The following is a 21,546-nucleotide window of genomic DNA, read 5'->3' as shown; positions in this document are numbered from 1 at the left end:
TAGTACTAACTAAAAACAATAAAAAATGGCAACGATTATAACTTTAGAAGTAGACGGAATATCCGACAAATTTGAGGTACCGTCCATCAGTTTTGGGCTAAATTCCTCTGCAGATGTGAGCAATACAACACAGGAAATAGATTTTTCTCCGATCAATGTATCCGAATTTTCATTTTCCATTGTTTCACCATTGGCTGAAACTGCTGAAAAATTAATGATATGGATCACTGATCATGAAATAAAAGGTTCGGCAAAGTTCAGTATAAGTAAGGAGTCTGGGAAAGAATCCCCAAGGGTAATTGAACTGAAAGACGTTTGTTTAACCAGTTATTCTGAAAACATTGATTCAGACTATGCTTCAACCAATCTTTCACTGGTAGGGCGTGAGGTAAATATTGGCAACGGTGTTAAAATTAACCAATCTAAAAACCGCTAAGCTATTCATGCTATACTGTGATGCGGTCAATAGGGTATCACCTATAAAATTTAATTAATTAGTTCAGCTATTAATTTATCATGGTTCTATCGGCAAAATTACATATTCAAGGGCATCAAAATGAGGAAGATGGCATTCAGTTGCTTTCTTGCGATTATAATTTTTCGCAAGAAATTGATCAAAAAGGATTGCCTACCTCCAAAGTAAATGGGGGCATCATTAACCTGTCTTTTCCAAGCCTGGAAGATAATGAGATCATACAATGGATGATCTCAGAAGATGCCGATAAAAGTGGGGAAATTTCATTTTCCGGGGACACCAATTCCAAACCCTTTAGAACCTTGGAATTTAAGGATGCAAGATTGGTCTTTTATCAGGAAAATTTTATGGACCAATCGAATATGGTTACCACCTTATCTATTTCCACACGTGAATTGACGATATCGGGTGTAAAATATACCAATGCATGGATGGGTTATTGAACCCATTAATTAAGTCTTGATTATAAACAATTTAAAGCACTATTGTTTTATGGCACTGGCATCAAAAATACAAATTGAAATTGAGGGGGAGGAATTGAAAGACTTTTTAAATCTCACCATCGATCAAGATATGTATACACATCATAAATTTGAGGTGGTTTGCCGTATGGATACATTTGAAGGGAAGGACAGTTTTGTCATGGAGAAATCCAAGAAATATATAGGTGCGGTCATCAGCATCTCCATAGAGGCCAAGATCAAGGGGAAGTCAGGAGCATCAGATCATTTGTTCAAAGGGATGATCACGTCCATAAAAACTACCAAATCACATACTGGACAGGCCGATCATGTGATTCTCTCAGGGTATAGTCCAGATATTTTAATGAGCGATAATCCAGGGAACAGTTCTTTTGAAAATAAAAGTTTGAAACAAATTACGGATGAGGTATTGAAACCATACCCGAAAGATGTGTTAAAATCAAAGATCGATCCGGCAAAAAGTGATCGTTTGGTTTATACGGTACAGTATAACGAAAGCAGGTATGCCTTTATAAGACGCCTGGCTACCCGCTACGGGGAGTGGTTTTTCTATGACGGCACACAACTCTTCTTTGGGAAATTACCGGATACCAAAACCGATTTAAAATTAGGGTTGGATCTCACCGATTTTAATTTTTCTATACAAATGAACCCTTTAAAATTTAAAAATATCGGGTATGATCTTATGAAGGCAGAAACCTTGGAAACCGCATCCGAGAAATCTGGCGGTAAAGATAACCTGAATGAATATGGGGGGCATGCACACGACATATCAATGAAAGAATATAGCAATCCATCAACCAGCTTCTACAACCACCTCAATGTTGTTGAAAAAGACTTCACTAAAGAATTGAATCATGTAGTGGGCCTCGAGGAAGGCGCTTCGTCTCTCAATATGGCGGTCATGCAAGGGAGCAGTCAAAATCCGGGGCTAAAGCTGGGGAATAAAGTGAACATAAAGGCGCTTAAAGTTGACCAGAACGGTGATGTTGATTATGGGGAATATATTATCACTTCCTTAAAACATAGCTGCGATAACACAATGAATTACCAAAATACTTTCGAAGGCATTTCTGCTGAGGCAAAAATACCCGATTATACCGACCCACATGCCATTCCGCACTGTGAATCACAAGGCGCCGTGGTAAAAGAGAACGATGATCCCGATAAACTAGGAAGGATACGGGTTGCTTTCTTCTGGCAGGAAAAGAATATGCTGAGCCCCTGGTTGCGTTTGGCCAATGCCTATTCAGGATCGGAAATGGGCTTTTATTTTATACCCGAGGTCGGCGATGAAGTTCTGGTGGGTTTTGAAGGCGGCAATGCTGAAAAGCCCTATGTATTAGGCAGTATGTACCATGGCAAAAACAAACCTGAAGCCTCATGGGTCAACCAGAATAACGATTTTAAGGGGATTTTGACCAGAAGCAAATTAAAAATAGCCTTTGACGACAAGAAGAAGGAGACCACCATAGAAACCCCGGGTGGGAACAAAGTGGTTTTAAGCGATGATGATAAGTCGATCATAATGCACGACCAGCACAAGAACAAGGTAGAACTCACTAAAGGAGGTATTAGTTTGGACAGCTTAAAGGATATAGAAATTACCTCAAAAGGGAAGGTTATTATTAAAGGCACTACAGGTATCGATATTTCATCAGCTGCAAGTGCGAAGATGTCTGGCCTGAACATAGATTTGAGTGCCGATGTGGGTATAAAAGCGAACGGCAAGGCCACGGCCGAACTCTCTGCCGCGGGGCAAACCACGGTGAAAGGTGCTATGGTAATGATCAATTAATTTTTTAAATAATAAAATTATGGGAAAACCAGCAGCAAGATTAACGGATATGCACACCTGCCCGCTCGTAACACCGGCAGTACCGCCCATACCCCATGTAGGAGGACCTATTGTGGGCCCGGGCGTGCCCAATGTACTGATCGGTAAAATGCCGGCGGCCGTCATGGGCGATACGCTTACCTGCGTGGGGCCACCCGATGTGATCATCAAAGGTTCGGCAACGGTAATGATCTCAAAAAGGCCTGCGGCCCGTATGGGCGATCAAACGGCCCATGGCGGGGTGATTGTCATAGGTTGCCCAAATGTTTTGATTGGGGGATGAAAGCTTGTTATAAGTAATTCATAGAGCAGACTAAATTTTTTCAAAAACCATTGAATCTTTATAGTCTAATTAATTGATATTAATTCAAATGTTAACTAACAAAACTTATATTATAATATGGAATTCTCAAACGTAAACCTGATGTGGTCTGATGCGCAATTTGCCGCTAAGGATCGTGGCACAACAATGGCAAAGTTCAAAAGAGCTGCATGGTATGGTGGCAGTGGTTTTTTAACGAAAAATGTGGTAGGAGATAAAGGAGTTAGAAAAATGTTAAGAAATGCGCCTCGAAAAGTTCTTCCCGGTCTCATTGGAAAGGCATTACAAAAAGTACCTCTTCCAATGGTATCTGAAGTATATGATAAATCCGTTAGTTATGCCTTGACGGCCGGAAAGTACCTATACAAGAATAAAATTAAGTCGAGAGTAAACAATAAACCGCTAAGTGAAGATGAAAAATTCCGAAAAGCTATAAAGGAAAATGTAAAAAAATTAAAAAAAGGTGACGGTTTAAAAGTAATCGACCGCAATTTAGTTAAACTTAAAGATGCAATAAAAAATGTTGATCCCAAAATTCAAAAAATGGAGAAAGAGGTCTCTAACAGCAGTCACAATCCAACGAACTATAAAAGCCAAATAGATAATGCTTGGGATGCTTTACGTGCTATTGCTGAGGTTGATTATTATATTCAAAAAGAATTAATTCTTGTTAAACCACTTATAGAATCATTAGAGGAGATTAGCAAAAATTTAGATAGTTTGCAAGAAATCTATCATAAAGAATTAGAAAAGACACTGAAATATATTGAAGGAAATATATCTGATCAATAATAATCTATCGAAATGAAATTAAATAGATCAATAGCATATAGATTTTGATTATTTGAATATTAAATAAGAAACAACTTATTAATACACTATGATAAATAATATTTTAATACTTCTCAGTGGCCTTATTATACTTGCCTTGGTATGCCTTGGTCTGTATTTGGGCATAGTAAACGGTACCGGCAAAAAAAAATGGAAGCTGTTGCTTTATTTGGTCGTTACTGGCATACTGTTGGCCTTGATAAGTAATCTGGGTTTAATTGAATTCACCGAACTGTCCATTTGGGTCTTTATAGGTACCCAGGCCTGGGTGTTATTACTCGGCATACTCCATGTATCGCTATTTGAAAAATTGATCCATTTAGAAAATACCAACTTTAGTAGAATACTATTTACCTTGGCGATCTGCTTATTTGGCTATGGCTTGGTGACCCTGTCATTTACCTTATTTTTTGACAGCCCTTTTCCAATCTTTTATTTTTTGCCGGCCTTCTTTTTTGTGGCCCCGACCTTTGTAAAAATCGCCTTGGACAATTTTGCAAAGATTCCCATGAAATTTTACAAGGCATGGGAATTTCCTACTCCAGGCACCTTGGCCGACCCCACCAACAGTGAAATGGCCGATCCTATCATCGTAAATTTCGAGATACGCCGGCAGCTTGCAGATAACAAGACCATATTTAAGGCCAAGGCTCCAAAAGGCATGACACTTGGTAAATTATTTTACTTTTTTATCAGCGATTACAATTCCAAAAATCCCAATAGTCCCATTGAAATCACAAACGGTCATAATAAGACAGGAATGTGGTCTTTTTACCAGAATGGCAAAATGTTCATAGGTAAAACACATCTAGATGCCGACATGACCATTTCAGCCAATAACATCAAAGAGAACTCCTCTGTCATATGTAAAAGAATATCACTCTAATCCAAAATTCAGGACCCATGAAAGCTTTAAATACCAAAGAACGAAACGCAACCATTTTAAAATTCGCAGCATGGCTTTTCGGATGCGTACTTCTCATTAGCGTGCCATTCATATTCTCTTCTTTTGTTGCCGCAGAGCAGCAAAATATTAAAAATAATGAATTGGAAAATCAGCTAAAAATCAAAAATAATGAATTGAAAGAGCAGCTAAAAACCCATAATCAGGAGATGGAAAAACTGCAAAGTATAAGAGATGGTAATAAAGAAAAATTAATCGCTGATGAAGATTTTGAAAGGAACTATATGGCTGTCAAAATCCAGAATATTATTGATCTGATGGGCAAAAAGGATTCCGCTAATATCGACCCCGATTCTTTTAATGCGGAACTGACCAATATATTCACGGATATTAACAACCAGACCGAAATCGATACCACATGGCGGGGAGATATGTATAGAAATACGGTAACCATTTCCAAATTTTTGATCTCCGCAAATAAGATAGTGAGTTCCTCTGGCGAGGACAAAGAAGACATGGTGAGCGATCTAAATGATATAATCGTGGAAATTGAGGGCAGCAAAGATGACCTTGCCGATTTGAGTAATCAAAAAAAGCGAAAAGACCTTCAAAATGGCATTAATAGCATTAAAAGACAACTGCAAAAGTCCATAAAGAAACTCAATAATTTTAAATCCGGGATAAAATAAACAACGGAATAACCATGAAAGATTTTGAACATATCGCCCAGATAATCGAAGCCTTCCCGTCTGATATCAGAGCGGAAGTGCTAATGGCAGATCTATTTCAAAACGGATTCTTGCCATCCGATTTTGTGGTGTTATGCAAAAGTGTGTTTAAACGTGGATATGGGAGAGATATCCTAAAAGCAGAAAAGATAGCGGTCAATGATATGAAAGACATGCTGGCCATTCACCTTTCCAGAGATGGACTTTATGATCTGCTTCCCGAAGGGTTGTTCCATACTTCTCCAGAAGAAGGGATTACCACCGGGCAGGGCATGGCCATAAATTCCAAAAAAGAAGCTAAGATTGAAGAGGAATCAAGAAAATTTTTTCTTCCTTTTGAAAATGAATTTTTTTATCAACGCACCTTACTTGCATTACAGGAAAGAACAATTCTTCAAAAGCTAAATGATAGCAGTTTGGACGATTTTTTCCTGCGTTTTTGGAAAATAGACGAGTCCTTGCCGCACAAATTGATCAGTAAATTAAGTGCCATGTTACCTTTTGTTAAGGAAATTGTCGGGGATTTTGAAATGACGGCCAACTGCCTTGGTGCCATATTAGAGGAGGAAGTAACCCATGCTCTTTATTATAAGGTAGAGGCAACTAATGAAACCGACAGCGATCAAAGAAATAATGATGACTTTACTTTGGGTATGGCGAGCTTAGGGGTGGACCTTATCTCCGATGGCCATCTTATTGAAGGATTTAAAATGTTACGGTTTTCTATAGGACCATTGAAAAAAACAGAGGTAGACCCGTACCTGGAGCACGGAAGTTGTGCCAGGTTTATAGATTGTTTTTGTAGTTTTTTCATTCCCATTGAAATGGATTTTGAATTCGCGGTCACTATGAAGAAAGATCTACAGGAATTTGTACTTGATAGTGATAGAACCCAACCTATAATGGGTTATAGTACCGTTATATAATTTTTTTTAAATATCCATTGGTCAGATCCATGAGCGATTTGATCAATAGTTAATAGAATAATTACCCAATCATAGAAATTATGGTAGAAAAGCATAGAATGTACTCCGTTAATTGGATCGATGGCATGAAGATAAATAAGGATCATTTCATAAGCATGGAAAATGCAATGATCTACCGACAACATGTCATAAATAAATCTTTGATAACTCCCTATAATTTTGGAATTCTTCCCGGGTTTAATGGAGAGTCTGCTCTTGAAATTTCATTTGAAGTAAATGCCCACAACCACGTAGATATTAAAGTAAACAGATGTATGGCAATTACCTCAGGTGGGTTTATTATGGACCTAGACACGGAAACTAGCGAATTTTCTGATTTCCAGATAAGTTTAAACAATTTTGATGTGCAAACCGCAGAAGGCCATTCAGGGGTTTTTTATATAATGCTAAAAATTCTTCCCTATGCCCGCATGCCAATAGGGAATGCAGACCCCAAAGAAAACCCTCCCAGACATCCATATGTAATTCCAGAATATAGTGTATCCATTATACCAGTTGAACAAATGAACAAAGCTGGTTTTGGGGATTTTTACCAAGTGATCGGGAAGTTGCATATCAAAGAAAATGTCCCGCAATTAGATAAGCATTATATTCCACCATGTTCCAAGGTTTCCAGTGATAGTCGCTTATTGAAAATGGAAAGCGATCTACTCTCCTATTTTAGCAAACTGGAATTGGATATCATGGTCATCATCCGCAAAATACATATGAAAGAACATAAGTCGCCCTTGGCTACTTCGGTGCTTTTGTTTGCTGATGAAATAGCCACCTTTCAGGGATTGCAGATCACAAAACAACGCCTGTACTTAAAACATTCGCCCCCAGTTGCCCTTTTTGAGGCCGTTTCCCAATTTGCGCGTTTAATGAGGAATACATTGGATACATTGACCCCTGAAACAAAAGAAAAAATGATTAATTATTTTTCTGATTGGTGCAACTTAAAGCAAGGTGAACTAGAAAAATTAATACTGGATACGGTAAATTTTGATTACAACCATTATGAAATAGCGGCAGTTATGTCCAAACTCATGACTTTTATGCAAACTATGTCCTTACTTTTTGAGACTGTTAGTCACCTGGATTACGTTGGCAAGCGGAGGGATACCAATATCTATATCAAAGAAGAAGAAAAGCCGAAAAGAAGTTTTCTAGCGGAAGATTAGAACTTTATAAAACAGAAGCCATGGCAAATGAATACTTGCAAATACCTATACGGACCGATCTTATTACTCGACAACAAGAACTAAAACGATGCTCCCTGAATGATTCTGTAGCCAATATGTTCCGTTTGATCAGCATTACACACTTTGGGGAATGCAAACAGGATGATTCATTTGGCAATGAACTTTGGGAATTTGATTTTGAAACCGTTTACAATATGCAGGCTTTTAAGGAAAGATTGTCGCAATCTCTCCAAAACACGGTTACTCGTCATGAGAAAAGACTCAGTAATATTAAAGTCAATGTGGCAATAGAACAAGTATTGACAACAATTTACAAGAAACGGATCCGTCAAAGAATACAGATTTCGTTAGAAGGCACTATACGTAAAACAAATGAACCGTTCAAACATCAAGAATTGTTTTTTATGGGGCCTCTATCATATTATTAAAATCAGAAGGCATGCAAGAAAGTAAGGATAAGATAAAAAATAGAATGATCCGGAATGCGGCCAAGGTATGGGGTTTTCCAGAGCCCCAATCAGAGAGCTCTTTCGATCCATTAGTCAGCTTGCTTTTAGGGTCCTGTGCTTTTGAATTGGAAAAAATTTCGAAGGAGATCAACAATTCTGAATCACGAATTATTGAACGCCTTATAAATATTCTCACCCCGCAACCCATAACGAGTCCTCACCCCGCTTATGCCATTGCGTATGCAAAACCATCAAAAAAAAGTGCAAAGGTACTCCCCGGATTTCAATTTTATGCAGACATAAAAGTGAGTAACCAATCTGAAATAAAGACGAAGGAAAAACAAATATTCTTTAGCCCAACGGGCACATTTGGATTAACGGACGGCCGGGTACGTTATCTTGCGGGTCATAAAAGAATGTATGAATATGTTGAGGATCAATATAAGGATATTGTTACCGAGAAATTCAAATCACCCCTTCCACCCACCTCTATTTTTATTGGGTTGGAACTTAATGAGAAACAAAGGAATATTACTTTGTTTTTTGATCTTATTAGCGATCATTTAAAACAATTCTTTTTTGATGGCCTAGAAGCATGCAACTGGAAAATGGGCAATGTTTATGTGGATGCCGAAAAAGGGCTATCAGATTTGGGGAAAAGAGATCATGATGTATATCAGATGATAGATCGGGAACACGACCTGTCCTCAAAAATAGCATCCCATGTAAATCGTTTCTTTGACCGCCAGTTTGTAACGCTAAAACTACAGGGTATCGAGGAAACGGTAGATATGGAACACACCAAATTACCGGAGGCGTTGGCTACTTCCATCGATGAAAATGAACTTTCGAATCTTAGTGAAACGATCACTTGGATCGAAGTGCAGTTCACGACACCGATATCGGATGAGCTTCTTGAAAATTTAAGCTGCTCCCTAAATTGCTTTCCCATTATCAACAGAAAACAAAATGAATTTACCGGCAGTACCCGCGAATTGATCAATATTATACCCTTACAAACTGAGGATGTATTCTTTGACCTAGAAAGTGTTACAAATGCCAATGAGGAGTCTTATAAGATCCGGTATTTTGAGAGCCAGGCCAATATATCCAAAGGTTCCGCCTTGCTCCGTTTGGATGGCGTCGGTAGGTTCGATTCGCGACGTGCCATGGAATATCTGGAGTATCTTCTGGAGTTGATGAAAGAGGAAAGTGCCGCGTTCAATGTCATTGGCTCGGATATGATCTCATCAAACCTTAAGGAACTTAACCAGGCCATAGCTCGCTTGGAGAAAAAAATTGAAGATGTACAACTGGAAAAAGGAGATACCGCATACCTGATGCTAAAACCACAGGATGGGGACCGGCAGGTATTTGTTGAATTCTGGTCTACTTCCTGTTCTTCTGCCAATAATATTAGAATGGGCACGATGTTAAAAGTATACAAGGGAGATGACCTCGATTACAATGCGACACGCCTAATAACAACTACTACCGGCGGTAAAGAGAAGCCGAATACAGAAGAACGGATCAACACCTGTAGGCGCTCCCTACAGTCAGGAGAAAGGGTAGTCACCAGAGAAGATATCAAAGCCCTATGTTATGAACATTTTAGTGATACCATTGCTGGGGTCAAGATTGAAAAAGGGATCAAAAAAGGTACTACCAAATCAGAAGGCTTTGTTCGAACCATTGATACCCATGTGCAATTGAAAAAGGGCCTAGTCATGAGCCCAACAGAGCAAAATACATTTCGGCAGAAATTGGTAGTGTTACTGGAAACCCGATCCACTAACATGTTTCCATATCGGGTATTTTTTGATGATTGATGTATAAAATTCCACTTGGCAAATAGAATTATTGTGCCTTCTTAGCTGTAGGAATGTAATTTTCCGATTTAATTTTCAAAATCATAACTTCCAGGACAACTAGTTGTATGATTTTACCCATCCGCTTACGCCCCTCATGAAATATGCAACGGCAATATTGAATCTTTTATTAATTAAAAGTTCCGGTTTGATTAAAACTTTCAATGCATAACAAAACTGTTTGCTGAAACTACTAAACAAACAAGCTATACTTTAATGAATATGGAAACGAAGATTATGATGGCTATTGAATGATTTAAAAAGACTAAGCTATTTTCTTTTTCTATTTTAAAGATCTTGTTCCTAAGGAGAATTATAGATGGGTATATATCTGAAATTATTTTATTGATGCACTTTTTCAAACATTCTTGAAAAAATACGCCTAGTACATCCTACAGGGCCCTAATAATTAAGCCTTAGGAGGCAAATAGAATTAACAATGTAAAACTCCAGACAATAATTTATTGCCTTCGGCCAAGGTGTTTAATCAAAACATATAGATGTATTACAACTCATTTAAGCAACAAATTTGAAATACATCATATCTTTTGTAGGAGTACCAGCGAAATTATTGACTACCTAAGGACACGAAATAAAAAAGGTGGCATATACTTAGGCCACCTTTTTTTATTATATAAATACGCTTGGGCTCATAATCTTCAGCCCAGTATGCTTTAGACTAAGTCGAACCGATCAAGGTTCATCACCTTGGTCCAAGCAGCCACAAAATCTCTAACGAATTTCATTTGGGAGTCTGCACAACCATAGACCTCAGCAAGTGCACGTAGTTCAGAGTTTGATCCGAAAATTAGGTCAACACGCGTACCTGTCCATTTTACTGCACCTGTTTTTCTGTCGCTTCCCTCAAAGACATTATCATCAGCAGATGTTGCTTTCCACGTAGTGCCCATATTCAACAGATTCACAAAGAAGTCGTTGGTCAGCGTACCAGGTTTATCAGTAAATACGCCATGTTTTGAATGGTCATAATTGGCATTCAAAACTCGCATTCCCCCAACCAATACTGTCATTTCAGGGGCCGTCAAGGTCATCAATTGTGCTTTATCCACCAAAAGCTCCTCTGCTTTAAGGGTCAAGCCAGATTTTACATAATTGCGGAAACCATCTGCCCGTGGCTCCAAGGCTTCAAATGCTTCTGCATCGGTTTGTTCTGCAGTTGCGTCCGAACGCCCAGCCGCAAATGGCACTTGAATATCGTGTCCTGCATCTTTTGCTGCCTTTTCAACAGCAGCGGAACCAGCCAAAACAATTAAATCTGCCAGTGATATTCTTTTGTTTCCTGTTTGGGCGTTATTGAATTTCTCTTGAATTCCCTCAAGGGTCTTTAGAACCTTTGCCAATTGCTGCGGATTGTTCACTTTCCAATCCTTCTGTGGAGCCAATCTCACACGGGCTCCATTTGCACCACCACGCTTATCGGACCCGCGAAAGGTCGATGCTGATGCCCAAGCAGTCGAAACCAATTCGGAAACTGATAAACCTGATCCTAAGATTGTTTGCTTTAGATCTTCAGCATCATTATCATTGATCAAGGCATGATCAATAGCAGGAACGGGATCTTGCCAGATTAATTCTTCCTGGGGCACTTCCGGACCCAAATAGCGCTCTATGGGTCCCATATCGCGGTGGGTCAGTTTAAACCAAGCACGTGAATACGCATCGGCAAACTCTTTCGGATTTTCCAAAAAGTGTCTGGAAATTTTTTCATAGGCCGGATCCATACGTAAGGACAGATCTGTTACCAACATAAAGGGCGCATGTTTCTTTTCTGGGTCATGGGCATCTGGTACGGTACCGGCACCAGCATCCCCTACCGGCTTGTATTGCCAAGCCCCAGCCGGACTTTTCGTCAATTCCCATTCAAAACCGAATAGGTTTTTAAAGTAGGTGTGGCTCCATTGTGTAGGTGTATTGGTCCAGGCACCTTCCAAACCACTGGTAATAGTATCAGCTCCAATACCGGAACCAAAATTGCTCTTCCATCCCATGCCCTGCATTTCAATGGGGGCTCCTGCCGGTTCTGCTTCGACATAATCAGTATCACTGGCGGCACCATGGGTCTTCCCAAATGTATGTCCACCTGCGATCAAGGCTACCGTTTCATAATCGTTCATTGCCATACGGCCGAAGGTCTCACGAATGTAATGTGCAGCTTCCACAGGATCAGGGTTTGCGTTATGGCCTTCAGGGTTCACATAGATCAATCCCATATGGGCTGCACCTAGAGGATTTTCAAGTTTTCCTTCTTCACTATATCTTTCTTTGTTTCCAAGCCATTCGGTCTCGGAGCCCCAGTATATATCTTCTTCTGGCTGCCAAATATCTTCACGGCCACCGGCAAAACCGAACATGGGCAATCCCATAGATTCATGTGCACAGTTTCCTGCCAATATCATCAAATCTGCCCATGATATCTTCTTGCCATATTTTTGTTTGATAGGCCATAACAGAAGTCGGGCCTTATCAAGATTTGCATTATCCGGCCAACTGTTCAAGGGCGCAAAACGTTGCGAGCCAGAACCAGCTCCTCCGCGGCCATCACCAATACGGTAGGTCCCGGCACTGTGCCAAGCCATACGTATAAAAAATGGACCGTAATGTCCGTAATCTGCTGGCCACCAATCTTGGCTATCCGTCATCAGGTCATACAAATCTTTTTTAATCTCTTTCAAATCCAAGGAATTGAACTCTTCAGCATAATTGAAATCTTTGTCCATAGGATCAACCAAGGAGGAATTCTGCCTGAGAATATTCAATTTTAGCTGATTAGGCCACCAGTCCCTGATACTAGTTCCTCCTCCGGCCACTTGGTTCATTTCCCCATTCAAAAAGGGACATTTACCAGCTTCCGAATTGTTAACATCGAAAGCATTACCGTGGGAGTCTGTTTTATTATCTTCCATTTTTATGATTTTTTATACTATTCTACTTATGATTCTAAATTTACCAAATTAAATAGTTATCCAAATGACTATCATCATAGATAATACCTATGGATCATTTTTAACTTCTATTTAACCTAGATGTGATGAAATATGTTTTGATAATAAAAGCAGTGATGACATTTTAATGGTGAATCTTGACAACTAACTATTGCCCTGTAATATACCACTGCATACATAAGGATTCCCAGTAATAGAGAATTTTTCTTATCGAAAATGACGGGTTACAGCATCTAGGTATAATGCTATCAAATTTATTCCATTTGAAAATTCTTAAGAAATAGGTTAACTTGAGGGTACAATAATCACCATAAGTCACGAATCGACTCTAATCTTATACTTTTTATGAATTTAAAATACATACCCTACGGCTTTATTCTTGGATTGTTAATTGGTATCATTTATGGTGCTGTAACTGGGAACATGGGATATGGAGTTTCTTTTGGCTCCTTATTTGGATTGATTATTGGCGTAGTGGCGGGAGTTGTTACCGATGATTTGAAAAAGTAAATCAATATGTAGTTTAAATATTTTGCATCAAGTGACATAAAATATGATGTACTATCAGTTCTATATCTAACTAATTGACCACTCACTTAAAGCAAAAGTATAGTCTATGACATTAGAAGTTGTACAGTAGATATAGTATTATTTATTTTTTCACATTCATATATTCATGGAAACTAAGTTGGAATATGTTTTGACGCATTCACATAAAGCTGAAATGATTTCGTATATGAATTCACATCCGGAGTTTTATGATGAGGCCATTGACCTTGCCGTATCGGACAAACAACCCTATTCATGGCGGGCCGCTTGGTTGTTATGGAGTTGTATTGAAAAAAACGAACCTCGGATCCAAGATCATATTCAGCGAATACTGGATAATATCAAAAATAAGTCAGATGGTCATCAGCGCGAATTAATAAAAATTCTTCTAGAAATGCATCTTGATGAGGAGCAGGAAGGCTATTTATACGATTTGTGTGTGTCTTTATGGAAACAAACGGAGAAGAAACCATCAGTGCGGTTTACCGCCTTTAAATGTATCCAAAAAATTGCCCGTAAATACCCTGATCTAACCAACGAATTAGTACTGCTCACCCAGGAAAAATTTATGGATTCCTTATCCCCTGCAGTCAGAAGGTCCATTTTAAAAATGATTAAGAAACATCCAAATTGAACCTTTTAAATGGGTATGGTTTCATAATAGTGCCTACAATCAATTTGGAAATAGCACCCTGGCCAGGGAGTTATCTATTGTGTTCATTTGCACTATTTGTTTGATTATTTTATTTCTTCTGCGGTCATTTTCATAAAATCTTCAGCCAATATTTTCCTTAGATAAAAGATCAATTCCTTTGCATTTTCTAAAGTGAAAACCATTGGTGGTTTTATTTTTAGCACATTATGGTCGGGTCCATCTGTGCTCATCAATATCCCGTGATCTTTCATTCTATTGGCCAAGTAATCGGTTTGCTCTGCCAAGGGATTCATGGAAGCATCTACCAATTCAATGCCCAAAAACAAACCTTCCCCCCTAACATCCCCAATTATGGGAAAGTCCATTGCAAGCTTTTTGAGTTCTGATTTTAGAAATTCACCCACCTTTAGGGCATGGGCCTGCAATCTTTCCCTTTTCACCACTTTTATTACTTCAGCCCCTATGGCGCAGGAAACAGGGTTTCCTCCAAAAGTGTTGAAAAACTCCATTCCATTGGCAAACTTTTCGGCTACCTCCTTGGTACAGGCAACCGCTGCCAAAGGATGTCCGTTGCCCAATGGCTTTCCTATGGTCACAATATCCGGGATCACCCCGTGCAATTGGAAACCCCAAAAGGTTTTTCCCATTCGGCCACAACCCACTTGAACCTCATCGGATATACAGAGTCCGCCTGCAGCCCTGACATTTTTATAGGCCAAATCAAGAAATCCCTCAGGCAGGTTTATTTGTCCGCCACAACTAATAATGGGCTCTATGATAAATCCACCTACTCCCCTTCCTTTTCCATGGATAATGTCTATTTGTTTTTGTACTTCCCCAGCATAGGCTTCCCCTGTTTGTTCACCTCTATAATTTCCCCTGAACGCATCCGGTAATGGAAAAATATGGGTATGTTCCGGGGCTCCTTTTCCTCCTTTACCATCAAATTTATAGGAGCTGATATCAATACACATATTGGTATTTCCATGGTACCCAACTTCAGAAGCTATGATATCTTTTTCACCGGTAACCGCTTTTACCATCCTAATGGCCAATTCATTGGCCTCGCTACCTGAATTCACAAAATGCAGCACACTTAGTTCAGTAGGAAGTGTTTCTAAAAGTTCTTTGGCCAGATTATTTATATTCTCATGCAGATAGCGGGTATTGGTATTGATCAGTGCCATCTGTTCCTGCCCTGCCTTTACCACATCGGGATGCTCATGGCCTACATGCGCCACATTGTTCACGGTATCCAAGTACTTTCTTCCATACTGATCCAGTAGATACTGCCCGGCCCCCCTAACCATTTTAATGGGGGTTTTGTATTGCAAGCTGAGACTCTTGCCCAAATGACGCTTTCTATAGGCAATGATCTCATCATTGGAGGTAGAATTACTGGCACGTAGGGCCTCTGATTTGAACAACAAATTTGGATCTGGACAAATGCTCTTCCATACCGACAGCTGATTATAATAAGCCACTCCCGGATAATCAATTTTATAATTGAGCATGGACAACATCACTTGAAAATGCAAATGGGCAGCCCAATTTCCGTTTTCGGGATAACTCCCCAGTTCTCCAATGGTTTCTCCAACGCCAACTTTATCCCCAACCTTGTGTTTCAGTGCACTGGAAACCGTCAAATGGCCATAAAGGGTGTAAAATTCCAGGTCACTTTCCTGATGTTTAAGAATCACCAAACCCCCATATTCCTTGTCTCCTGCATCATTAACTGCAGCTACTACCTCTCCTTCAAATAGTGCATGAACCGGAGTTAATGCCAAAAGCCAAAAATCGACCCCTAAATGTATAGTCCGACTTTCCCTTCCTTTATTCCCGATTTTATCATAGGCGTCCGAAGTGTAAATAGGTCTAGGTTCCAAATAGCCCCCTGCCAATATTTTGGATGGAACTTCATTTTGTAACCTATTGATCTTGAATTGGAAATAATCCAAATCATTAAAATCTTTTTGATGCCCTATCCAGGTACTGGACACACTCAGGTCGAGGTGATGTACTTTGTTGGATTTGATGGTTGGAAACAATTTTTCCAAGGAGAATGACTGTTGGCTTGCCCATTTTGAAAATTCCTCCTCATTTGGGTGAGCGCTAAATCCGCAAACAGCCCTAAAACTATAGTGGGCAAATTCAGCGTCTACCAATTTCCATTTTTGGAGCAGTTCCCATGCAGGTTTTTCACTTACCAGCAGATAATGGTTATCTGGTTCCTTAATTTTATTGATGGCCGATTTGGTTACAGAAATAACCAACCTCATGGCAATGGCAAGATACAAATGCCCCAATTCCGTAGGAGCTAAAGCAAAGGCGCTGTGGTACCCTTTTACAATGGGCAATGCCGCGGCCAACGGGTCATTATGGTGCATTATGGTATAAGCACATGCAATGGCCAAATCATTAATGATCTGGGTATGTACTGCGTCCCCAAAATCTATAGCTGAAATTACTTTGGGGTCAATCAGATCCAAAGAAACAATAACGTTGTTATCATTGGCATCATTATGAACTACGGCTTTTCTCAGTTCGGAATAGGTAGGTTGGGCCTTTTTAAATTCTTCCTGAAATTCCAAAATAATTTCCCTTTCTTCCCCCTTGAACAAATCAATATGGGATTCTGTCCAAGCAGCTTGCGCCACATCCCAATCCAATTGCCTATGCGCTTCTTCATGTTCAAACCCTTGCAGGGCCTTGGTCAATTTACCCGCTTGTTCCCCCAGACTATAGCGAAGGTCGTCTAATTGTGGATTTACTGAACTCCAGACCCTCCCTGAGATCCAAGATAGGAGTCGGACTTTCCTCAGTTGCCCATTTTCGTCATTAAATTCAGAGATTGACATCCCATTGACATCATTGATCACCTTTGGGGATATCAATCCTTGTCCGTGATCCCATACATGCTGCAATAGCTTTTGTTGAAAATCCAAATATTTCTCATTCTCATTGGGCCGGGATATTTTTAAAATGTACCCTTCCCCATTGCCATTATCAAGTTTAAAATTGAAATCGATTTCCCCAGGAAGTGGTTTGGCACCTCCCTTAATATTAAAAAGTTCCAAGCATATTTGTTCTGCCTGGTGCGCTGTTATTTTGATTTTGTTGTATTCCATTAGAATATGATTCTCAATATAGGTCCACTTAGTTTTTATTTACTTAATCCTTTGTCAGCATCATTATGATATGGGCCGCACTCCAACTAAAATTTTTGGCATACAGTCCTTCACCTGTAATTGGATGATAATTCTCTCTTATTGGGGTTCCTTTATCAAGGATACCATTGGCACCTTCCAAGAGTTTAATTGTTGCACTATCAGCTTCCTCGTCATAACCATAATTCCTTAAACCTTGGATTCCAAAATAGGCTTGATCCAACCAATTGGGCCCTCGCCAGTATCCATTTAAAGGATCAAACTTTGGATGATCTTTGGACATGGTCTGAAAAGGCACTTTGGAATAGAACTTTTGAGGATTCATCATTTTCTCTTTTACCTTTTCAGCTTGCTCTTCGGTAGCTGCTTTGGCCCATAGCGGAGTCCAAGCTTCACTGCCCGCTCCCTTAATAAAATTGGTGCCTTCAATATTGGTATCATAAAACCAACCATCTTCACTATCGTAAAACTGTTCCTGGATCTGTTTCTTTAAAATGGCAGCTTCCGACTTCAAGGTTCTTGCATCATCAATCTTTTCCATAGCCTCGGCCAACGAGGCCAAATACAATTTTTCTGCATATAAATATGCATTCAGGTCCACACTTTCCTGATTTAAGGAATAGGCATCTTCTGAATTTTTTAATATGGCTGCATTATCAAAACGAATGGCATTATCCATTCCACTTTCCCACTTTGCTGCCAATATGGTGCCATCGGTGGATCCAAATTCACAAAGTCCGTCCTTATCGTGATCTCTGTTATTGTACCACCAGTAATGGTATTTTATAAGCTTAGGGTACATTTCCCTTAAAAATTTCGGGTCTTCATTCTTTTCCAATACCTTAACAACTGCCCATGCTGCCAATGGCGGTTTGGTATCCCTGTAATTATGGGCTTCTATTGTTGTATCCCTATAAATACAATCCAAAACAAATCCGTTGTCTGTCTGATAATCGAACATTGCCCGAATTTGATCTTTGGCCAATTCTTGATCATAAATAGAAAGTCCAACCGCATGCTTCCAAGAATCCCAGGACCAAAACCCGTGAAACCATTCATAATGATAACTGGGGAATAGCCCTTGGTGCTTTAATTCTCCTGCAGGTATTCGCCAATTGTTTTGTAGGGTGAGAAGTGCTTTGGACAAAAGTTTAGAATATTTTTTGGCTTTAAATTCATCCTTGCTTTGACCAATTAATGCTGATAATTGGTTTTCTTTTTCATATTTTCTGGCTTCCAAGACAGAATCAAAATTAAAAGATGCTATTGCTTTTTTTTCCTTTTCCATGGAATATTCTGGAAAAATAAAGGTCTGTGCCACAACATACTCTTTTGATTCGTTAGGATGTAATAATACGGCCGGATTGTTTATACTATAACCAGTACTATCCAATACAAAAATATTTCCCTCCTCATTAACCACTCGCAAATACCCAACGGCAGGGCTTTTATCAGAAGAAAATATTAGACCATTATCATGTTTGGATACCGTGACTCCAACGTCAAATAATTCCCCCTTGAAATTCGTATTTATGGTTATAGCTTTAGAAGAAGTATTGGTTATTAGAGTTCGTTGTATGGCAGTATGGCCTGAAAGAAAAACAAGCTGCTGAGCTATTTTTATTGAATCATTACCAAAGGTCTGTTCCAAATGGCTAGCGTAACTTCTTTGTGAAATACGATGTATTTTCCAATTGATACCAGTACCTGGCACATCTGTTGATAAATCAAATTTTGCTAAAGCAGAACTAAGCCATACCCCATTTTGTTGGGTCAAAAGGAAAGGTCCTGAAAATCCTCCAGAATTGAAATTGTCATCTGGCAAACTAAAGGCAAACCAAGCTCCCTGGTCAGAAAACATAAGCATATCCCTATCACTTTTGTTTTTAGGAGAGCCCTTATAATTTAAAATGTCCTCCGAAATGGAAAGGAAACTAAATGACTTGTGTGAAGAATCATTTTTCTTTTTGGTTTTTTGGTTACAGCCAACGAGGATCAATACCAATAAACCGATAAATATTAGGTTTTTTTTGTCCATATTAAAAACATTTTGTTCCCGAATAAAACTATTCAGAAGCCTTGTTTTGAAAAAATAAAATTTCTAATTACTTAAGATAAAACTGGAAACAACAACAATAGAGAATACCATTGTTTATTTTTTTTGGACGGTGCCAATTTACAAATTTTTTTGAATTCTTGATGATTTTGCAATTTTTTGTAAGAAAATTTACAACTAAATTATTTCAAATAACTTTTATTAACTTTCCCATAATTCTTTTTGTTTAGCTTTGCCTATAATTTAGATGCCAATTTGGATTCTATAACTACCTTTACTGAAATACAAAAGCATAATAAATTTGTATTTAAAAAACTTTTCGAAAGTTTATATGAAGATTTGGTGTTCTTTGCCAATGGTTACCTTTTTGATGTAAGCGCTAGCGAAGATATCGTTCAAGAGACCTTTATCCAACTATGGGAAAAAGCCGAAACAATTACGATCAAGAATTCGTTAAAGGCCTACCTGTACAGCATGGTTCGCAATCGTTGCTTAAACTATTTAAAGACTATTAAGATCACGGACTCCTCTAATATTTTAGACTTTCAAGCGATTATTGTGAGTGACTATGATTTGGATGATTATACGAATGAAGATAAGGAAATCATCTATTCCCAAATTCTAAAAATCATTGAAACTTTACCTGCCAAAATGCAGACTATAGTAAAACTCCGGTTTATGAACAACTATAAATATTCTGAAATTGCGGAGGAAATGAATGTATCCGTAAATACTGTAAAAACCCAATTAAAAAGGGCCAAAATCAAAATAAGCTCGTTAATTAGTTCAATATTGATTCTTCTTTCTACCCCGCATTAAGGTAATATTGATGCATTATTTCAATTTTTAATAATTTTTGTCACCCATTTCTTGATTTTGATTGTCTAAGTAATAATAGCAGTCATAAATTATTGCTCAAATGGAGTTTAGTCTCATCTTAAAAAAAATAAATAACACCCTTTCCGCTGAGAAAGAACTCATCTTTAATGATTGGTATTCCCAGTCAGAAACCCACCGTCAATATTTTAAGGGGGTATTGGAGCAATTTGAAAACAACAGGATAACAGTTGATAATAAAAAAGGCTGGGAACGGATTGATCAGGAAATAAGGAAGAAAAATTCTACAAAATCCTATTGGAAATATGCAGTGGCAGCAGCAATCGTGATTGCTGTATTCTCCCTTCCCTTTACATTTAAAAATACTCCTTCAGATCTACCTCCTACCACAACTTTAGAACAGCAAGCAACGATTGAGATTGGCTCAGATAAGGCCACCTTAACCTTGGAGGACGGGTCTAGCGTTGTGCTTCAGAAAGGAGAACATTATGAAGCTGGTCATATAAAAAGCAACGGGGAGCAATTGCTATACGACTCAACAAAGACAACTCCCAATGTTGATATAGCCTATAATATTTTAACTATTCCCAGAGGGGGCCAATTTTTCATTTCATTGTCGGATGGAACTAACGTTTGGTTGAATTCTGATTCTAAACTGAGATACCCCGTGGCCTTTGCAGAGAATCAAACAAGAATGGTGGAGCTGGTTTATGGTGAGGCCTATTTTGAAGTTTCTCCAAGTACGAAACACAATGGATCCCATTTTACGGTTACTACCTTAAATCAGGAAATAGATGTGATAGGTACTGAGTTCAACATAAAAGCATATAAGGAAGATCCGATAATTTCTACCACCTTGGTAGAAGGAAAGGTTGTGGTTAAAAGCAGTCAGACCTTCAAAAAATTGATTCCCGGACAACAATCAAAATTAGACTCCAAAACAAATTCCATAGAAATTTCCAAGGTAGATGTTAGTAATGAAGTTTCTTGGAAAAATGGATTTTTCAGTTTTAAAAATAAGCAATTAGAGGAAATAATATTGGTTTTATCGAGATGGTACGATGTAGATTTTAAAGTACAGAATACCGAGGCTGTAAAAATACCTTTCAATGGTGTTTTTAACAAAAAACAAGAAATAGAGAATATCCTGAAGATTATAGAGAATACTAACGAAGTAAAATTTGAAATAAAAGGAAAAACAATCCTGGTAGAGTAACATTAAAAAAAAGGGAACGGAGTTTAAACCTGGACAA

General features: G+C 38.7%; 18 protein-coding genes. 15 read left to right on the top strand and 3 right to left on the bottom strand.

Annotated elements, in window-relative coordinates:
• Window positions 1-25: 25 nt before the first annotated feature.
• The 11 genes from ABXZ32_RS13045 (at window position 26) to ABXZ32_RS12995 (ending at window position 10,027) form a co-directional block, all read left to right on the top strand.
• The gene (locus tag ABXZ32_RS13045) at window positions 26-436 is read left to right on the top strand and encodes a hypothetical protein (RefSeq protein WP_354619125.1); all 411 of its coding nucleotides are present in this window, start codon (window positions 26-28) and stop codon (window positions 434-436) included.
• A gap of 80 nt (window positions 437-516) precedes the next feature.
• The gene (gene tssD, locus ABXZ32_RS13040; RefSeq protein ID WP_354619124.1) at window positions 517-918 is read left to right on the top strand and encodes a type VI secretion system tube protein TssD; all 402 of its coding nucleotides are present in this window, start codon (window positions 517-519) and stop codon (window positions 916-918) included.
• Between the two features lie 49 nt (window positions 919-967).
• Window positions 968-2,755, top strand: coding sequence for a type VI secretion system Vgr family protein (locus tag ABXZ32_RS13035; protein ID WP_354619123.1), 1,788 nt, complete (start codon window positions 968-970; stop codon window positions 2,753-2,755).
• A gap of 19 nt (window positions 2,756-2,774) precedes the next feature.
• Window positions 2,775-3,077, top strand: coding sequence for a PAAR domain-containing protein (locus ABXZ32_RS13030; RefSeq protein WP_354619122.1), 303 nt, complete (start codon window positions 2,775-2,777; stop codon window positions 3,075-3,077).
• Window positions 3,078-3,194: 117 nt separating this feature from the next.
• A complete protein-coding gene (locus ABXZ32_RS13025) occupies window positions 3,195-3,908 on the top strand; it encodes a hypothetical protein (RefSeq protein WP_354619121.1) in 714 nt (237 codons plus the stop codon).
• An 88-nt stretch (window positions 3,909-3,996) separates the two neighbouring features.
• Complete coding sequence (locus ABXZ32_RS13020) at window positions 3,997-4,833, top strand: TssN family type VI secretion system protein (protein WP_354619119.1); 837 nt, start codon at window positions 3,997-3,999, stop codon at window positions 4,831-4,833.
• Between the two features lie 17 nt (window positions 4,834-4,850).
• Window positions 4,851-5,540 (top strand): hypothetical protein, encoded by a 690-nt coding sequence (locus ABXZ32_RS13015; RefSeq protein ID WP_354619118.1) that lies wholly within the window; start codon window positions 4,851-4,853, stop codon window positions 5,538-5,540.
• Between the two features lie 14 nt (window positions 5,541-5,554).
• A complete protein-coding gene (locus tag ABXZ32_RS13010; protein ID WP_354619117.1) occupies window positions 5,555-6,505 on the top strand; it encodes a hypothetical protein in 951 nt (316 codons plus the stop codon).
• 80 nt (window positions 6,506-6,585) lie between these two features.
• The gene (locus ABXZ32_RS13005) at window positions 6,586-7,728 is read left to right on the top strand and encodes a hypothetical protein (protein WP_354619116.1); all 1,143 of its coding nucleotides are present in this window, start codon (window positions 6,586-6,588) and stop codon (window positions 7,726-7,728) included.
• Window positions 7,729-7,748: 20 nt separating this feature from the next.
• Window positions 7,749-8,177, top strand: coding sequence for a GPW/gp25 family protein (locus ABXZ32_RS13000; protein ID WP_354619114.1), 429 nt, complete (start codon window positions 7,749-7,751; stop codon window positions 8,175-8,177).
• A gap of 11 nt (window positions 8,178-8,188) precedes the next feature.
• Complete coding sequence (locus tag ABXZ32_RS12995) at window positions 8,189-10,027, top strand: type VI secretion system baseplate subunit TssF (protein ID WP_354619113.1); 1,839 nt, start codon at window positions 8,189-8,191, stop codon at window positions 10,025-10,027.
• A gap of 713 nt (window positions 10,028-10,740) precedes the next feature.
• Here ABXZ32_RS12995 and katG read toward each other — a convergent pair.
• Entirely contained in the window at window positions 10,741-12,990 is a 2,250-nt protein-coding gene (gene katG / locus ABXZ32_RS12990) for a catalase/peroxidase HPI (protein ID WP_354619112.1), read from the bottom strand.
• Window positions 12,991-13,374: 384 nt separating this feature from the next.
• Here katG and ABXZ32_RS12985 point away from each other — a divergent pair, with 384 nt between their 5' ends.
• A complete protein-coding gene (locus ABXZ32_RS12985) occupies window positions 13,375-13,539 on the top strand; it encodes a hypothetical protein (RefSeq protein ID WP_354619111.1) in 165 nt (54 codons plus the stop codon).
• Between the two features lie 166 nt (window positions 13,540-13,705).
• Window positions 13,706-14,212 (top strand): hypothetical protein, encoded by a 507-nt coding sequence (locus ABXZ32_RS12980; protein ID WP_354619109.1) that lies wholly within the window; start codon window positions 13,706-13,708, stop codon window positions 14,210-14,212.
• A gap of 104 nt (window positions 14,213-14,316) precedes the next feature.
• Here the strand turns inward: ABXZ32_RS12980 and ABXZ32_RS12975 are convergent, their stop codons facing one another.
• Both ABXZ32_RS12975 and ABXZ32_RS12970 read right to left on the bottom strand, forming a co-directional pair.
• Window positions 14,317-17,361 carry an aminotransferase class III-fold pyridoxal phosphate-dependent enzyme gene (locus ABXZ32_RS12975; RefSeq protein ID WP_354619108.1) on the bottom strand — a complete coding sequence of 1,015 codons (3,045 nt, stop codon included), beginning with the start codon at window positions 17,359-17,361 and terminating at the stop codon, window positions 14,317-14,319.
• Window positions 17,362-17,404: 43 nt separating this feature from the next.
• Window positions 17,405-19,438: an MGH1-like glycoside hydrolase domain-containing protein gene (locus ABXZ32_RS12970; protein WP_354619107.1), complete on the bottom strand. Its 2,034-nt coding sequence runs from the start codon at window positions 19,436-19,438 to the stop codon at window positions 17,405-17,407.
• 273 nt (window positions 19,439-19,711) lie between these two features.
• Between ABXZ32_RS12970 and ABXZ32_RS12965 the strand changes: the two genes are divergently transcribed.
• Complete coding sequence (locus tag ABXZ32_RS12965; RefSeq protein ID WP_354619106.1) at window positions 19,712-20,275, top strand: RNA polymerase sigma-70 factor; 564 nt, start codon at window positions 19,712-19,714, stop codon at window positions 20,273-20,275.
• Between the two features lie 100 nt (window positions 20,276-20,375).
• The gene (locus tag ABXZ32_RS12960; RefSeq protein ID WP_354619105.1) at window positions 20,376-21,509 is read left to right on the top strand and encodes a FecR family protein; all 1,134 of its coding nucleotides are present in this window, start codon (window positions 20,376-20,378) and stop codon (window positions 21,507-21,509) included.
• Window positions 21,510-21,546: the final 37 nt, after the last annotated feature.

Source organism: Sediminicola luteus (assembly GCF_040566555.1).
Classification (GTDB): Bacteria; Bacteroidota; Bacteroidia; order Flavobacteriales; family Flavobacteriaceae; genus Sediminicola.
Note: the sequence above shows the minus strand (reverse complement) of the source record. Positions and strands in the feature narration are given on the sequence as shown.

Excerpts from the sequence above, each read along its gene's own strand:
- ABXZ32_RS13045 (WP_354619125.1), top strand. The coding sequence starts at position 26 with ATGGCAACGATTATAACTTTAGAAGTAGACGGAATATCCGACAAATTT.
- tssD (WP_354619124.1), top strand. The coding sequence starts at position 517 with ATGGTTCTATCGGCAAAATTACATATTCAAGGGCATCAAAATGAGGAA.
- ABXZ32_RS13035 (WP_354619123.1), top strand. The coding sequence starts at position 968 with ATGGCACTGGCATCAAAAATACAAATTGAAATTGAGGGGGAGGAATTG.
- ABXZ32_RS13030 (WP_354619122.1), top strand. The coding sequence starts at position 2,775 with ATGGGAAAACCAGCAGCAAGATTAACGGATATGCACACCTGCCCGCTC.
- ABXZ32_RS13025 (WP_354619121.1), top strand. The coding sequence starts at position 3,195 with ATGGAATTCTCAAACGTAAACCTGATGTGGTCTGATGCGCAATTTGCC.
- ABXZ32_RS13020 (WP_354619119.1), top strand. The coding sequence starts at position 3,997 with ATGATAAATAATATTTTAATACTTCTCAGTGGCCTTATTATACTTGCC.
- ABXZ32_RS13015 (WP_354619118.1), top strand. The coding sequence starts at position 4,851 with ATGAAAGCTTTAAATACCAAAGAACGAAACGCAACCATTTTAAAATTC.
- ABXZ32_RS13010 (WP_354619117.1), top strand. The coding sequence starts at position 5,555 with ATGAAAGATTTTGAACATATCGCCCAGATAATCGAAGCCTTCCCGTCT.
- ABXZ32_RS13005 (WP_354619116.1), top strand. The coding sequence starts at position 6,586 with ATGGTAGAAAAGCATAGAATGTACTCCGTTAATTGGATCGATGGCATG.
- ABXZ32_RS13000 (WP_354619114.1), top strand. The coding sequence starts at position 7,749 with ATGGCAAATGAATACTTGCAAATACCTATACGGACCGATCTTATTACT.
- ABXZ32_RS12995 (WP_354619113.1), top strand. The coding sequence starts at position 8,189 with ATGCAAGAAAGTAAGGATAAGATAAAAAATAGAATGATCCGGAATGCG.
- katG (WP_354619112.1), bottom strand. The coding sequence starts at position 12,990 with ATGGAAGATAATAAAACAGACTCCCACGGTAATGCTTTCGATGTTAAC.
- ABXZ32_RS12985 (WP_354619111.1), top strand. The coding sequence starts at position 13,375 with ATGAATTTAAAATACATACCCTACGGCTTTATTCTTGGATTGTTAATT.
- ABXZ32_RS12980 (WP_354619109.1), top strand. The coding sequence starts at position 13,706 with ATGGAAACTAAGTTGGAATATGTTTTGACGCATTCACATAAAGCTGAA.
- ABXZ32_RS12975 (WP_354619108.1), bottom strand. The coding sequence starts at position 17,361 with ATGGAATACAACAAAATCAAAATAACAGCGCACCAGGCAGAACAAATA.
- ABXZ32_RS12970 (WP_354619107.1), bottom strand. The coding sequence starts at position 19,438 with ATGGACAAAAAAAACCTAATATTTATCGGTTTATTGGTATTGATCCTC.
- ABXZ32_RS12960 (WP_354619105.1), top strand. The coding sequence starts at position 20,376 with ATGGAGTTTAGTCTCATCTTAAAAAAAATAAATAACACCCTTTCCGCT.